This window comes from Kouleothrix sp. 19917 (genome assembly GCF_057073505.1).
This window is the reverse complement of the sequence record NZ_CP097099.1, coordinates 704487-719131: the sequence shown is the minus strand read 5'-3', so window position 1 is coordinate 719131 and position 14645 is coordinate 704487. Positions and strand designations below refer to the sequence as shown.

Here is a 14645-nt window from a genome sequence, read left to right as displayed (position 1 = left end):
CGCCACCGCTTTTAGTTTTATCACCAAGACACGAAGACACCAAGATTTCATATAGCCTATAACTGGACTTTTGCAGATTTGCGGCAACAAGCTTCTGAGCATATGATCAGGCGAGCGTTGGTCTACCAGTTGGGAGGCACAGGTGCCAGCAATTGTCGCGATACCACAGGTGGTCGAGGAACTGCTGGTCCAGTTCGCCGACCTGTTTCCAAATGAGCCTTCACGCCGCCACTTTGCCGAATACCTGACCGGGCTGTTTGTAGCGGAGCACAAGACCGTGAGCGGTATCACGCGAGAGTTTGCCGCCCCACCCGACCAATCCACTCTCAATCGATGGTTGACTGAAGCGCCCTGGGATGTCCAGCGCATCAACGCGCACCGGCTCGAATGGCTTCAACAGGACGCTGCAACGCGCTATCGTCACGACGGCGTTATCGCGATCGATAACACTTTGATAGATCATGACGGCAAACTGATAGAGGATGTCGGCTATTTCTGGGACCATGCCGACAAACGCCACCTGATCGCCCACGATTACCTGTTTGCCAACTACGTCAACCCGAGTGGGAAGCATTATCCGCTCGATTTCCGGCGCTTCCGCAAGCGCGAGCAGTGCGACGACGAGCGCCCGTTCAAGAATCACACCGACCTCGCTAAGGAACTGATCGATTGGGTTGTCGCTGAGGACATACCGGGCGACTTCACCTTCGACAGTTACTTCACCAACGCGCCAATTATGAACACCCTCCACGCCAAAGGTCGCAGCTACATCGGTGATTTGAAAGCCAACCGAGTGATTGTAGTCAGCGGGAAGCAGACCAGCGTGACTGAGTGGGTCAAAACGCTCACGCCGCTTGTTCGCACCAAGTTTACGGTCGGCGGTCACACGCAATGGTACTTCACCAAGTCCGTTCGTCTGCCCAATGTCAACCACCCAGTGCGTATTCTGGTGTTGTGGTCAGAAGCAGAAGCTGCGACGCCACGCAAGATCCTGATCAGCAACCGAACCCAGTGGGAAGCTCATCGCATTTTGAAGGTCTACAAAAAGCGCTGGACAGGGACGGAGACCTTTCATCGGGACGGGAAGCAGCATTTGGGCATGGGCGAGTGTCAGCTCAGGGACGGGATGGGCCAGACCAGGCACATGCACCTCGTCGTCCTGGCGTACACGGCTCTGATGCGCCAATTGAAGCATGATCGTGCCTTCGAATGGGCTCACACACGCCTGATGACCATTGGCGAGTCCTGTCGCACCATCGCTCGCGAGACCTTGGGCAAAACGCTTGCTTGGGCCATCGAACAATCGCACCAAGGCATGACTCTGTCCGATATCAAGCTCCGTTTGGCTTTACCCTGAGCTTTCGCCTATTTCTGCAAAACCTTAGCTATAACGTACTTACTCGCAGATGCTTGTACCTGATTTCCTTGGTGTCTTGGTGGTTATCGTCCTTCTTCTTTTTGTTTTACCGCCAAGCCACGAAGACACCAAGATTTTATACAAGCTATGGCATGGGTATCACGATGCTTGTACCTGATTTCCTTGGTGCCCTGGTGTCTTGGTGGTTATCGTCCTTCTTCTTTTTGTTTTACCGCCAAGCCACGAAGACACCAAGATTTTATACAAGCTATGGCATGGGTATCACGATGCTTGTACCTGACTCCCTTGGTGCCTTGGTGCCTTGGTGCCTTGGTGGTTATAGTATTTCTATTCTTCGTGTCATCATGTCATTGTGTCATTCACCGCAAATGCGCGCCAAAGAAGCTTGCATACAGCTGGTTGCGCATCTGCACCTGGTGTGCCTCGCCGCGCACCAGGCCCGCGCCCTGCAAGCGCCAGAACACCGTGTCGTCATCGCAACGACCGGCGCGCAGCACCTGTTGCAAACCCTGCACCAACTCGGCGTGGCTATGCATGCGGAATAAGTGGTAGCGCAGGTGATCGCCAAATGGCCCATGCTCGGCTGCCGCATTTGAAAACAGCGCTGCCGCCGTGTGCGCGCCGCTTGCCAGCAAGTACAGCGCGCGCCGTGTCAGGTAGGGATGCCCGCCAAGCAGTTCGTTTAGGCGCGCCAGCCCGGCCGCGTCGAGCGGCGCGCCATGCCGCTGGTTGAGCTCGCCTACATCTGCCGTACCGAAATCACCTAACGGCACCACTTCACCCACATTAAATGGCGACTGGTTTGGGTTTGGGATGAGCAGGTAGGTTTCAGTCGAGGTCACCAGCGCAATATCGATCTGCCGCCAGATCGGCTTGAACGCGCGGCTATTATGCCAGCCGCGCAGCATGCCAAAGAAATCCGATCGGAACGGTGAATCGACCGTCTTATCGATCTCGTCGATCGCCAGCAGCATCGGCCCGCCGAGCGCTTTCAGTACATAGCGCTCAAGGTAGCGCGTGCAACGCTGGCTGTTGCCCAGGCTAGCGATCCAGTGCTCGTCCGTGCGGTCGTCAAGATCGAGCGCATCAGAAAGCCAGGCGCAGAACTGCCGGAAGAACACATCGGCGTCCTGCAGCGCGCCTTCCTCGAACAGCTGGAAGTCAAGCAGTGCAACCTGCTTGCCCGCATTCGCCGCGGTCTCGGCCACGCGCAGCAGCAGCGAGCTTTTGCCCATCTGGCGCGGCCCTTTAATCGTCAGCGTTGCGCCGCGCCCGCTGGTGCCGGCAACGGCTGCAATCGCCGGCGCATCGCTCGCCCGCGCAATATAGAATTGCGAGTCGGCGGCCATGCTACCTTCAGGGGCTTCCAGCGGCGCGCTGGCCGTCGGCGCGCCGACCGTGCGCGCCTGGTCTGTCATCTGCTTTTTATCTGCATCGCTCTGGAGCGGCAATGCCCCGCCGGCCAGCGCCCGCCGCAGTTGTTCGATCACGCGCGCTGTGTCATCCTGCGTATCCCAGAATGCCCACTGCAGCGGGTTCAGATATTCGCTGATCGGGTAGGGGAAGGGCGCGCGGTAGGCCACCCGCACTGGCAGGATGCGCGGGCGGGCGCTTCCCTGGCTGAGCGAGTGCGCCAGCGCCAGCTCTTCGCGCACCATCTCGCTGGCGGCAGCCCGCTCCGACATCAGGGCAATCAGCACGTCGGCGCGCGCCATCTCGGCCCGGATCTGCTCGGCCCAGCGCGCACCAATCGGCAGATCGGTGTCGATAAATACATCGCAGCCGGGGCGCAGCGCCGCCGCGATCTCCGCTGCCAGCGGCGCGTCGGGCGCGCCCTCGTGCTTATAGCTAATAAACACCCGCAGGCGGTGCGGCTGCGCGGGCATGCCCTGCTCGAAATCGTTGGGCATGTCGTCGGCCTGCACGCCCCAGCCGCGCAGCACACCTTTGATACGCGCAATCTCGGCGCGTGCTGCCTGGATGTCGGTGGTCAGTTCGGGTGGCGCATATGCTGCGCCCACTCGCGCGAGCCGCTCGAGCTGCGCGCCAAGGCGACCACGCGTCGCTTCCAGCAAGCTCAGCTGGCGGTCGAAATCGGCTTGTGTCGGCGCGGGCATAGCGATCCTTATAAGGCGGGTTACATACTAAACGCGGCTCGCGGTGGAATTGGGACTTCATTTTACACTGATTTTGTGGCTTTGAGAGTGTGCTCAGGCCGCAGGCTGTCTGAGCGGATCTACTTGTCTGGGCGGACCTGTGTGTCCGCCCCACCGACCTGATTGTTCAAGCAGTACCTCCTACAAACCATTTTGCTCGGGCCGCATGGCCGCTGGGGTTCCCACCCCAGCACCCCGGCCGGGGCTATCGCCCCGAACCCCAAATTTGATGCCGGTATCAAATGCAATGATTGGCGTGCATGCCTCCGTTATGCCATCCGCTGGCATCTAACACGCAACGTCTGCGCTCCTATCACGCCGTTTTTCGCCACAGCCTCTATCGCCCAATGCCTTGCCTCCATCCACAACGGAGGCATGACAGAATGGCGCTTCGCAAGATGATCACGTTCATTACGGGGTTCGGGGCAAGGCCCCGACCTGGGAGTGCAACTGTAGAGGCGGACTTATGTAGTAGCGGACCTATGTGTCCGCCCAAAAAAGGCGCGCAGCCCTCACAATCGTTAGGCAAGTGAAAATTACTAAACCGAAACAAAACTGCTACCTAGCCCACCTATGCACTACTATCGTAATCTGCTATCCTCTTCGCCAAGCAAGTCGGCCATGACCCAGGCAAACACTGCACGACGGCTAACAAGCACCGCACAGAGGTCGGCAAACACTGCACGACGGCTAACAAGCACCGCACAGAGGTCGGTAAACACCGCACGACGGCTGGCAAGCACTGCACGACGGCTGGCAAGCACCACATGGAGGCCAACAGGTACTGCACGACGGCTGGCAAGCACTGCACGACGGCTGACAAGCACCGCACAGAGGTCGGTAAACGCTGCACAGAGGTTGGTAAACACTGCACGAATCAGCCAGGCCGCTACCCGAACATCATGCGATCAATCCACGACATATACGTCCTACTTATCAACCAAAAAGGAGATCGCTCATGGGCAACAAAACATCCCGAACCATCGCCGTGCGGTTGCAAGCCGCCATCACCCTGCTCAGCAACAGCCTGAACGACCCCGAGATCCTGGCGCTCGTCAGCGAGTATGGCTACGACGCCGATCACCTGCAAGCCGGCATTTCCCTGCACACCCAGGCCGTCGCCGCTGTGAGCGCGCAGTCGGTCGCCGCTGGCGCACAGCGCGCCGCCCGGCTGCAGGCCAGCGCCGCCGAAGAACAAACCCGCACCAACCACGTCGCGCTGGCTCGCGTCGTCCGTGCACTCTATGCCTACGGCTCGGCCGAACGCCGCGCCCTGGGCTTGCAAAGCCAAACCCCCGGCGCGCCCGACGCATTGATCGCCGCTTCCACCAAGCTCTACGACAATGCACTCGGCGTTGCCGATGTGCGCGACATGCTGGCGCGGTATGGCTACGGCGCGCGACGCCTCAGCGCCGAGCGTGAAACCATGCTCGCCTTTGCCGAGGCACGGCGCAGGCAGATCGCCGCCATAGCTGCGGCCACCGAGGCCACCGCAGCGCAAAACGCCGCCCTCGACGAACTGACGCACTGGGTCTCGCGCTATCGCGCCATTGTTACCACGGCGTTGCAGCACAACCCGCGCCTGCGCGAACGCCTTGGCATGCCGTTTGGCTCCAGCAGCGCCGCGCGCAGCATCACCCCGGCACCCGCTCCTGCGCCAACGCCGAACCCATAGGATTGCGCGGACCTACTTGTCTGGGCGGACCTGTGTGTCCGCCCACCCCCCCTACCGCCCTGATTGCTCAAGCAGTACCTGTGAATAAGCCAGTTTGCTCAGGCCGCAAGGCCGCCGGGGCTCGCGCTGCCCCGGCACCCGGCGTCGGGGCTATCGCCCCGAACCCCAAAGTTGATGTGGGTATCAACTGGAATGTGATTGGGTCATGCCTCCGTTATGCTGCCCGCTGGCAGTAAATGATAAGCGAAGGCGGCAGCTTCCAAAGCTGGTAAAGCACGTATCGCCCAATGCCTTGCCTCCATCCACAACGGAGGCATGACCTACCGGCATTTCGTATGCCGGCCACGCTCTTTGCAGGGTCCAGGGACGCAGTCCCGGCCGGGGAGTGCAGAGGGCCGCGGCCGGCCTTTTGCCGCGGGGCACGGGGCCGCGCAGGCCCCGACAGCCTTCCGAGTGAGTCCAGCTGCCCCAACCGCAGAGCGCGAGGGCGCGTAGCCCTCGCAATAAATAAGGGCGGACACGCAGGTCCGCCCAGACAGGTCCGCCCAGACAGGTCCGCCCAGACAGGTCCGCCCAGACAGATCCACCCAGACAGGTCCGCCCAGACACGCCTACCCAGCCATAGCAGCCATGAAACAAAAGAAACCCTTTACAAACAAGAACATATGTGCTACACTCATATCCAGCCAGGCACCAAGCGCGCCGGCAAACGTGAGTAATGCGCAGAGTACGAGTAAGATGACCGCGCGCGGTCTTCGCCAAGGAGGGTTTCCATGTTTCAGCGGTTGGATGAGCTACAAACCGGCAGCCTGTATATTCTCACCGGCCAGGCCGGCGCCGGTAAGTCGCATCTGGCGGCCAGCGCCCGCCGCAGCGGCACACTCTGGGTGCTCGACACCGAGGGCGCCGCGCAGAACCTGAGCGGCAAGGCGGGCATTCACCGCCGCATCCAGGTCATGCAGTCGCTTTCGCTCAAGGCGCTTGTCGAGGCGATGGACGAAATTCGCGGCCTGGGCAAGCCCGGCGACACCGTGCTGCTCGACTCAATCTCCAAGGTGTTTCAGGCAATGCGCGCCTATGCGCAGCGCCGCGCCGGTGCCGAGACCGACCGCAAAACCGGGGTGGGCTTCGACGAGCACGCCTCGATCAACCGCAACATGCAGGCCGTCTACACCGGCCTCACCGAGCTGAAGCAGGCCGGCTTCCATGTGATTGTCATCGGCCACCTGGCGCGCAAATATCGCGCCGACACCGCTGGCCTGCAGGATGAGGGCATGCGCGTGCTGGCCGACGAGCATATTGCCTACGAGGCCGACGCGATGCTGCTGGTCGAGCGCGAAGGCGACGAGCGCACCATCACGCCGATCATTAAGCCGCCGCGCCCGGCGCACCTGAAGATGAACAAGCGCTACCCCGCCACGCTGGCGACGCTCTACCCCGACCTGGTGCCCGACGCTGAGAAGAAGACTGCCAAGGCCGAGAAGCCCAAGCCCCGCGCGACCGAGCCGGTTGCCGCGCCCGAACCAGAAGACGACGATATTGGCTTTGCCGAGGCACCAGCGCCAGCCGCCACTGCCAGCGCCCCGCGCGACCCGGCCGAGGCCGAGCAGCGCTTCTTCACGCGCTACGCCGAGATCGTCGGCGGCGACAGCTGGCCGGCCGTGCAGGGCTACCTGCGCAGCCGCGCGCCCAAACCCACCACGGTCGAAGGCTGGATCGCCGCTGCCGAGGCCGTGCGCGACCGCTCGCGCCAGGATACTCCGCCCGCGATGGCGGCGTAGTGCGGGACGAAACGATCCACAGATTGCGCAGATGACACAGATGTGGTTTTCTGGAGCGAAAGCGTATCTGTGAATCGCACCATCCGGCTCGTCACAAAATAACCAAGGGCGCGAAGATGAAAGTGCTTCGCGCCCTTGGTTCTTGGTTCTGCGGTTCTGGGATTTTACGCCTCCCACTCCACCTGCACCTGATCGCTCCACAGGCCCAGAAACGACCCACCGCAGCGCAGCCAGCCAGCCTGCACGCGCCCCTGCGCGTCGCTGACACGCACGTAGTACACCGTCTGGCCCTTGCTGGTGCGCCAGAAAAACGGCCCGCGAAACCATGTGCGCGGCTCGCTCGACAGCAACTGAAAGCCCTCGTGCTGCGCCCACCGCTCGATCAGCTCGTCCGAGCGCGCCCGCGACCACGCCCACGACGCAAAAACCACGCCGGCCCCAATGACGATGTAGAGGAAGATCAGCCCTTCGTAGTTCATTGCACGCTCCTTTCAACGTCCATGCACTGATCTACGCACTGGCCACCCCGGCGTTGCGCCGCTCTTGCGGGAGATTACTGGCCTGCTTCGTGCTGCGGTGTTGGGCAGAAACGCCAGACAGGAGCTACCAAAATTGCGGGTTCTCGTTTCGTTATTGCTATTGTTGGCGCTGGCTGCGTGCCAATCCAGAGCCGGCACGCCTGCCGCGCCAACGGCCCCGCTGCCCGCCCTGCCGGCACCAAGCGCGGCACCCACGGAACGACCAAGCACCATTCCTGCTTCGCCAAGCGCGGCGCCATTGCCATCGCCTGAGCCAACGCACCTGCAGGCCATCGAGCCAACCTTTTCCTACCCAATTGGTGTGGCTGGGCGAGCGCTCGGCGATGGCTTCATCATCCGGCACGGCTTTGGCACCGAGAATACCTGGTATAACCCGCGATACTGGCATACCGGCGAGGATTGGTATGCCCAGGAGGGCGACACGGCCGGCGCGAATGTTTACGCGATTGCGGCCGGCGAGGTGGTGTATGCCGGCGCGAACTATCCCGGGCGCGTGGTGCTGGTGCGGCATAGCGGCGATCTGGTGTCGATGTACGGCCACCTCGACCCCGCGCTGAGCGTGCGTGTGGGTGATACGGTGGCACGTGGCGCGCTGCTTGGCCGGGTGCTGCGGCGCGGCGACGATGTGCCGAACCACTTGCATTTCGAGCTGCGCACGTTTGTCACCACCGGCGTGGTGAATGGCGACGCGCCGCGCTACGCCTTCCGCTGCGGCCCGAACTGCCCGCCCGGCCCCGGCTACTGGCCTATCGCATCGCCCGATCTGCCCGCTGCGCTGGGCTGGCGCAACCCGGTTCACACGATTGCCCGGCGCATGCTGCCCGCCGATGCCAGCGGCGAAGCGATTGTCGCCAGCCAACCCATGTCCACCAGCCTCGCGCTCTGGTCGGCCCCGCCCGACGCCGCACCCGCGCCGCTGGGCGAACTGGCGCTCGCGCCCGGCACGCGCTACCCGCTGCTCGCCGTCTGGGCCGGCCCAGAAGACAGCGCGGCCACCAGCGCGCTCGCCTACACGCTGTGGTATCAGCTCGCCCTGCCCGACGGCACGCGCGCCTGGGCGGCCGCCCTCGCCGCCAGCACGCGCGACACCGGCAGCGATGGCCGGCCTTCGGGCGTCGGCTTCAATCTGCTGCCCGCCGTTGCCGCGCCCTGAGCGGCGGCTGGTATAATAGCGCCGCCATCAACCGACACGCAGGTTATTGTTGTGAAAATTTTGCGACATCTCAGTATTGCCGGCGTACTGCTGCTCTGCGGCTGCGACATCACCACAACCCCGTCGCCCGCGCAGCGGCCCATTCCAATTGCGACGCTTTTTCCCACCGCAGCACAGCCCGCGCCAACGCTCCCGAATGCCACGCTCGCCCCCGACACCGGCTGGCTCGCCGGCCGGCCCGGCGTCGAGATGCGCCGCATCGACGCGCAGCAGGACGGCAAATCCGCCCCGTTGGTGATTGTGCGCGTCGACCCGGCCGCCGTGCACCTGCGCGTGGCCTATGCCCCCGACGAGCCGCGCCCGCTGCGCAGCTGGTTCAGCCAGGCCAACCCAATCCTTGCGATCAATGGCGGCTTCTTCACCGAAGAATATCGCACCACCGCGCTGCTCGTCAGCGATGGCGCGCCCAGCGGCGAAAGCTACGCCGGCTTTGGCGGCATGCTCGCGGTTGCGCCCGACGGCAGCGTCAGCATTCGCCCGCTGCGCGACGAAACCTACGACCCGGCCGAGCCGCTCGACCAGGCGCTGCAATCTTTCCCCATGCTGATTTTCCCGGGCAACATCCCCGCCGAAATCGAGGACAACGGCGAGCGGTCGCGCCGCTCGGCTCTGGCACTCGACCAGTCGGGGCGCTTGCTGATCATCGCTGCGCCGAGCGCGGGCTGGACATTGCGCGGGCTGGCGGCGTGGCTCAGCCAGAGCGATCTCGCAATCGACCGGGCGCTCAACCTCGACGGCGGCTCGTCGACGGGGATGTACCTGAAGGATGGCGCGCTCGAAGAAACAATCGACTCATTTGGCCCGCTGCCGACGGTGCTGCTGGTGGAGGGAAAGTAGTGGGCGAGAAGACAGAAGTCGGGAGTCAGAAGTCAGGAGTCGGCGGGAGGCAGTATGCAGTCGGCAGATGGCAGTAAGCAGTCGACAATAATTCAAAGTCTTCGTGTCTTCGTGCCTTCGTGGTGACCTTCGGTTGTCGGTCGCAAATCACCCCGCCCCGCCAACGTCGCGCCGCGCCAGCGCCCAGCGGGCATAGCCGCCAAAAAGCGCGCTCCATGCCATAATCACCAGCACTGCATGGAGCGGCCCCGGCAGCGCCGCAAGGTCGAGCGAGCTTGCCAGCACCGCCGGGTCGAGCCCGAAGCTGCGGCTGTTCTGCACCACCAGCGTGTTGATATTCGGCTGGAGCACGAGGTTGACCAGCAGCGCCAGCGCGGGGCTGAGCTGCCCAAACGCAGACAGCGCGCCCAGGCCCACATCCAGCAGCAGAAACAGAAAGCCACCCGCCGCGCCGGCCAGCGCCCCGCGCCCAATAATTGCGCTGGCGACCGTCACCATGACGTAGGGCAGCAGCACGAGCAGCGCGCGCAGCACACCCAGCGGAAGTTGCAGCAGCGCCGCCCCTACATTGCCGCGCCCGCCAAGCAACGCGCCAAGCAGTGCCGCAGCCAGCAGCACAATCGCAATGCCCGCCAGCAGCGCCAGCAGCAGCGTGGCGATTTTCGCCAGCAGCCAGCGCCCGCGATCGGGCCGGCGCGCCAGCGCGGCGCGCAATGTCCCCCAGCTATACTCGCTGCCGACCGCGCCAGCCGCCAGCACAATCGCGCACAGCCCGCCCACGCTGTTGATATGCCCGAGCGCCGCGCCAAAAATGCCGGGGAAAGCGAGCTGCAAGCGAAACTGCTGCACCTGCTCGTCGCGCAGCAGCGCCATGCGTGCCTCGCCGCCGGTGAGCGTGCCATCGTACAGCGCGACCACCATATACTCGGTGATTCGCAGCAGCACAAACAAGCCCACCAGCAGGGCCAGCAGCACCCACACAATCGGGCGCCGGCGCAGAATGAACCATTCGGAGCGGATCAGGTTGAGCATGGTGTTTCAGAAGTGTTGAGTTTTGAGTGTTGAGTGTTGAATTTTCAACACATACAGCCGAAGGCCACGTCAGGATTGAATGGAACGACATGTATCCACAGATTACACAGATATGAGAGCCATAATCTGCGCAATCTGCGCAATCTGTGGATAAATCTTGGGATTTTGCCCTACCAGCAACCAGCAACGTTCAACTTCTCCGTGTCTCCGTGTCTCCGTGCCTCCGTGGTAAATTTTCTGGCGGTCAGTCATCAGTCATCGGTCATCGGTCATCACAACCAGCAACGTTCAACTTTCAAACCTTCAACTTCTCCGTGTCTCCGTGCCTCTGTGGTAAAACGTCACCCGCCGTCGTCGTTGGCCCGCGTGATCGTCAGGAAGAAATCCTCCAGCGTAGCGGCGCTTGGGCGCAGCTCGGCCACGGCGATGCCCCGCGCAGCCAGCGCGGTGCTCAGCTCGGCGGCGCGCTCGGCGGGCGCATCGACGCGCAAGGCATCGCCTTGCGGCACGACGCCCGCGACCCACGGCAAGGCGCGCAGCACCTCGGCGGCGCGCTCGGGCTCGGCGGCCACGCGCAGCAGCAGACCACGCCCGCGCCCGAGCAGTTCGCTCACTGCGCCGCCAGCCAGCAGCCGCCCTTCCTTCAAAATCGCCACCCGGTCGCATAGCTGCTCGACATCGTGGAGCAGGTGCGAAGAAAGCAGAATGGTGCGCCCGCTGGCGGCCAGATTGCGGATCAGCGCGTGGATCTCAATCTGGCCAGCCGGGTCGAGACCGTTAGTTGGTTCGTCGAGAATAATCAATTGCGGGTCGCGCAGCAGCGCGGCGGCGATGCCCAGGCGCTGGCGCATGCCCTGCGAGTAGGTGCGGTATTTGTCCTTGCCACGCGCGCTCAGTTCGACCAACGCCAGCACCGCGTCGGCGCGCTCGGGCGGCAGGCCCTCGGCGCGCGCCAGCGCCAGCAGGTTGTTGCGGCCCGACAGGTAGGGGTAGAAGGCCGGCGCTTCGACCATTGCGCCCACGCCGGCCAGCGCCTGCGCGGGCGCGCGCTGCACGTCGTGGCCTAGCACCTCGGCGCGGCCCGCGCTTGGCTGCACCAGCCCCAGCAGCATCGCAATGGTTGTGGTTTTACCCGCGCCATTCGGCCCGAGCAGCCCGAAGATGCTGCCGGTTGGCACGCGCAGATCGAGCGCGTCGACGGCGGCGCGCGGGCCGTAGCGTTTGCTCAGGCTTGCGGTAACAATTGCATCCATAGGCGGTGTACGCGATTTAGCTTCACCACGAAGACACGAAGGCAGGGAGAAGTTGCAGGTTTGAATGTTTTCAAGTTGCAGGTTCCGCAGTTCAGTGGTTCCGCGATTCTTGGTGCCTTGGTGTCTTGATGGTAAGCGGTAACAATTGCATCCATAGGCGGTGTACGCGATTTAGCTTCACCACGAAGACACGAAGGCAGGGAGAAGTTGCAGGTTTGAATGTTTTCAAGTTGCAGGTTCCGCAGTTCAGTGGTTCCGCGGTTCTTGGTGCCTTGGTGTCTTGATGGTAAGCGGTAACAATTGCATCCATAGGCGGTGTACGCGATTTAGCTTCACCACGAAGACACGAAGGCAGGGAGAAGTTGCAGGTTTGAATGTTTTCAAGTTGCAGGTTCCGCAGTTCAGTGGTTCCGCGGTTCTTGGTGCCTTGGTGTCTTGATGGTAAGCGGTAACAATTGCATCCATAGGCGGTGTACGCGATTTAGCTTCACCACGAAGACACGAAGGCAGGGAGAAGTTGCAGGTTTGAATGTTTTCAAGTTGCAGGTTCCGCAGTTCAGTGGTTCCGCGGTTCTTGGTGCCTTGGTGTCTTGATGGTAAGCGGTAACAATTGCATCCATAGGCGGTGTACGCGATTTAGCTTCACCACGAAGACACGAAGGCAGGGAGAAGTTGCAGGTTTGAATGTTTTCAAGTTGCAGGTTCCGCAGTTCAGTGGTTCCGCGGTTCTTGGTGCCTTGGTGTCTTGGTGGTAAGCGGTAACAATTGCATCCATAGGCGGTGTACGCGATTTAGCTTCACCACGAAGACACGAAGGCAGGGAGAAGTTGCAGGTTTGAATGTTTTCAAGTTGCAGGTTCCGCAGTTCAGTGGTTCCGCGGTTCTTGGTGCCTTGGTGTCTTGGTGGTAAAAGGCCCACAAACAAAGACGAAGGACCGAGCGCGAGCATCCGCACGTTCGTCCTTCGTCCTCGGTCATTCGTCCTCGTCACGCTGCGATGATCACACCTTCGCCAGCTCGTCTTCCAGCGCGGTCTGCGCGGCCTGCGGGTTGGCCTGGCCTTTGGATGCCTTCATCACCTGGCCGACCAGAAACTTGATCGCGACGGTCTTGCCGCTCTTGTAGTCGGCCACCGACTTGGGGTTGCTGGCAATCGCTTCGCGCGCCATCGCGGCCAGCGCGTCTCCGCCGCCGATCACCGCCAGGCCGCGCGTGCGCACGACCTCGGATGGCGCGCTGCCATCGCGGAAGCTGGCCTCGAAGACTTCTTTCGCGCTGGTGCGCGTGATCGTGCCGTTCGCCAGCAGCGTAATCAGCTCGCCAACATAGGCCGGCTTGAAGCGCTCGTGGATGTCGGCCAGCGACTCGCCAGTGTCTTTGGTCAGGCGGAACAATTCGCCCGTGACCCAGTTCGCCACATCGCGCGCGGCCACACCCTGCGCCTGCGCGGCGGCCACCGCCTGCTCGAAATACTCCGAGTCGGCGCGATCGACCGTGAGCACGTCGGCGTCGTTCGCGTTCAAGCCGTAAGCGGCGACAAAGCGCGCGCTGCGCTCGTGCGGCAGCTCGGGCAGCTCGGCCCCACGCGCCGCGATCCACTCGTCGCTCAGCACCAGCGGCGGCAAGTCGGGCTCGGGGAAGTAGCGATAATCTTCCGAGCCTTCCTTCAGGCGCTGCTCGACCGTCACGCCGCGATCTTCGTCCCAGCCGCGCGTGGACTGGCGAATCAGCTCGCCCGCGTCGAGCGCCTTGATCTGGCGCTGAATCTCATACGTCAGCGCGCGCTCGACCGCGCGGAACGAGTTCATGTTCTTGATCTCGACCTTCGCGCCATACTCTTTCTGCCCAACCGGCCGCACCGAAACGTTGGCGTCGCAGCGCAGCGCGCCTTCTTCCATGTTGCCGGTATTCACGCCGATCCAGCGCAGCACTTGCTGGAGCTTCTGGAAGTAGCGGCGCGCTTCCTCGGGCGAGGTCAGGTCGGGCTCGGAAACGATCTCCATCAGCGGCACGCCCGCGCGGTTGAAATCGACCAGCGACGCGCCATCGGACTGGTGGTTGAGCTTGCCGGTATCTTCTTCGATATGCACGCGGGTGAGGCCAATGCGCTTGTTGCCGTTCTCGCCCGCGATCTCGACCCAGCCCGCCACGCACAGCGGGTCGTCGAACTGGCTGCGCTGGTAGGAGGAAGGCAGGTCGGGGTAGAAATAATTTTTGCGGCTGATGACGTTGTTATGCTGGATGCGGCAGTTCAGCGCCAGCCCGGTGAGCGCAGCCATCTCCACGGCGCGGCGGTTGATGTAGGGCAGCGCGCCGGGCAGACCCATGCAGGTCGGGCAGACGTGCGTGTTTGGCGCGGCACCGGCAACTTCGGCGCTGCACCCGCAGAACATTTTCGATTTTGTGCGGATCTGGGCATGCACCTCAAGCCCGATCGTAACCAGATATTCCATTGGGTTCCCCCCACAGTAGCCGGTGCGACGTATAATTCTGCACGGCTCACAATCGCGCCCCGCCCGCCGCTAAAGCAGCGGGCTACAAGATACAAAGCCCGCTGAAGCGGGCTGCAAACCTGCTTCAGCTTACCCAGCCAGCCCGCCCGTTCACGGGCCGGGCATAAGGCGAATTCTGCACGGCTCGCAATCGCGCCCCGCCCGCCGCTAAAGCAGCGGGCTACAAGATACAAAGCCCGCTGAAGCGGGGCTGCAAACCTGCTTCAGCTTACCCAGACAGCCCGCGCAGGCGGCCTTCGCCATATATAGCCCGCCCGTTCACGGGCCG

Annotated in this window: 10 protein-coding genes; 5 read left to right on the top strand and 5 right to left on the bottom strand. The window is 62.7% G+C overall.

The window, feature by feature from the left end:
- Positions 1-142: 142 nt before the first annotated feature.
- On the top strand, positions 143-1357 hold the full coding sequence (locus M1P90_RS02900; protein ID WP_483696970.1) for an IS701 family transposase: 1215 nt from the start codon (positions 143-145) through the stop codon (positions 1355-1357).
- A 380-nt stretch (positions 1358-1737) separates the two neighbouring features.
- Here M1P90_RS02900 and M1P90_RS02895 read toward each other — a convergent pair whose 3' ends face one another.
- A complete protein-coding gene (locus tag M1P90_RS02895; RefSeq protein ID WP_483701155.1) occupies positions 1738-3495 on the bottom strand; it encodes an AAA-like domain-containing protein in 1758 nt (585 codons plus the stop codon).
- A gap of 997 nt (positions 3496-4492) precedes the next feature.
- On the opposite strand from M1P90_RS02895, the gene M1P90_RS02890 reads away from it, so the two are divergent.
- The gene (locus tag M1P90_RS02890; protein WP_483701154.1) at positions 4493-5209 is read left to right on the top strand and encodes a PQLLE family protein; all 717 of its coding nucleotides are present in this window, start codon (positions 4493-4495) and stop codon (positions 5207-5209) included.
- 773 nt (positions 5210-5982) lie between these two features.
- Complete coding sequence (locus tag M1P90_RS02885) at positions 5983-6990, top strand: AAA family ATPase (protein ID WP_483701153.1); 1008 nt, start codon at positions 5983-5985, stop codon at positions 6988-6990.
- Positions 6991-7154: 164 nt separating this feature from the next.
- Here M1P90_RS02885 and M1P90_RS02880 read toward each other — a convergent pair whose 3' ends face one another.
- Positions 7155-7469, bottom strand: a complete 315-nt coding sequence (locus M1P90_RS02880) for a hypothetical protein (protein ID WP_483701152.1) — start codon at positions 7467-7469, stop codon at positions 7155-7157.
- A 298-nt stretch (positions 7470-7767) separates the two neighbouring features.
- On the opposite strand from M1P90_RS02880, the gene M1P90_RS02875 reads away from it, so the two are divergent.
- Positions 7768-8682 carry a murein hydrolase activator EnvC family protein gene (locus M1P90_RS02875; RefSeq protein ID WP_483701151.1) on the top strand — a complete coding sequence of 305 codons (915 nt, stop codon included), beginning with the start codon at positions 7768-7770 and terminating at the stop codon, positions 8680-8682.
- A 51-nt stretch (positions 8683-8733) separates the two neighbouring features.
- Positions 8734-9579, top strand: coding sequence for a phosphodiester glycosidase family protein (locus M1P90_RS02870; RefSeq protein WP_483701150.1), 846 nt, complete (start codon positions 8734-8736; stop codon positions 9577-9579).
- Between the two features lie 147 nt (positions 9580-9726).
- Here the strand turns inward: M1P90_RS02870 and M1P90_RS02865 are convergent, their stop codons facing one another.
- The 3 genes from M1P90_RS02865 to gatB all read right to left on the bottom strand — a co-directional run bounded on the left by M1P90_RS02865 (position 9727) and on the right by gatB (position 14317).
- Positions 9727-10611: an ABC transporter permease subunit gene (locus M1P90_RS02865; protein WP_483701149.1), complete on the bottom strand. Its 885-nt coding sequence runs from the start codon at positions 10609-10611 to the stop codon at positions 9727-9729.
- A 341-nt stretch (positions 10612-10952) separates the two neighbouring features.
- Complete coding sequence (locus tag M1P90_RS02860) at positions 10953-11864, bottom strand: ABC transporter ATP-binding protein (RefSeq protein ID WP_483701148.1); 912 nt, start codon at positions 11862-11864, stop codon at positions 10953-10955.
- 1001 nt (positions 11865-12865) lie between these two features.
- Entirely contained in the window at positions 12866-14317 is a 1452-nt protein-coding gene (gene gatB / locus M1P90_RS02855; protein WP_483701147.1) for an Asp-tRNA(Asn)/Glu-tRNA(Gln) amidotransferase subunit GatB, read from the bottom strand.
- Positions 14318-14645 lie beyond the last annotated feature (328 nt).

Excerpts from the sequence above, each read along its gene's own strand:
- M1P90_RS02895 (WP_483701155.1), bottom strand. The coding sequence starts at position 3,495 with ATGCCCGCGCCGACACAAGCCGATTTCGACCGCCAGCTGAGCTTGCTG.
- M1P90_RS02890 (WP_483701154.1), top strand. The coding sequence starts at position 4,493 with ATGGGCAACAAAACATCCCGAACCATCGCCGTGCGGTTGCAAGCCGCC.
- M1P90_RS02885 (WP_483701153.1), top strand. The coding sequence starts at position 5,983 with ATGTTTCAGCGGTTGGATGAGCTACAAACCGGCAGCCTGTATATTCTC.
- M1P90_RS02880 (WP_483701152.1), bottom strand. The coding sequence starts at position 7,469 with ATGAACTACGAAGGGCTGATCTTCCTCTACATCGTCATTGGGGCCGGC.
- M1P90_RS02865 (WP_483701149.1), bottom strand. The coding sequence starts at position 10,611 with ATGCTCAACCTGATCCGCTCCGAATGGTTCATTCTGCGCCGGCGCCCG.
- M1P90_RS02860 (WP_483701148.1), bottom strand. The coding sequence starts at position 11,864 with ATGGATGCAATTGTTACCGCAAGCCTGAGCAAACGCTACGGCCCGCGC.
- gatB (WP_483701147.1), bottom strand. The coding sequence starts at position 14,317 with ATGGAATATCTGGTTACGATCGGGCTTGAGGTGCATGCCCAGATCCGC.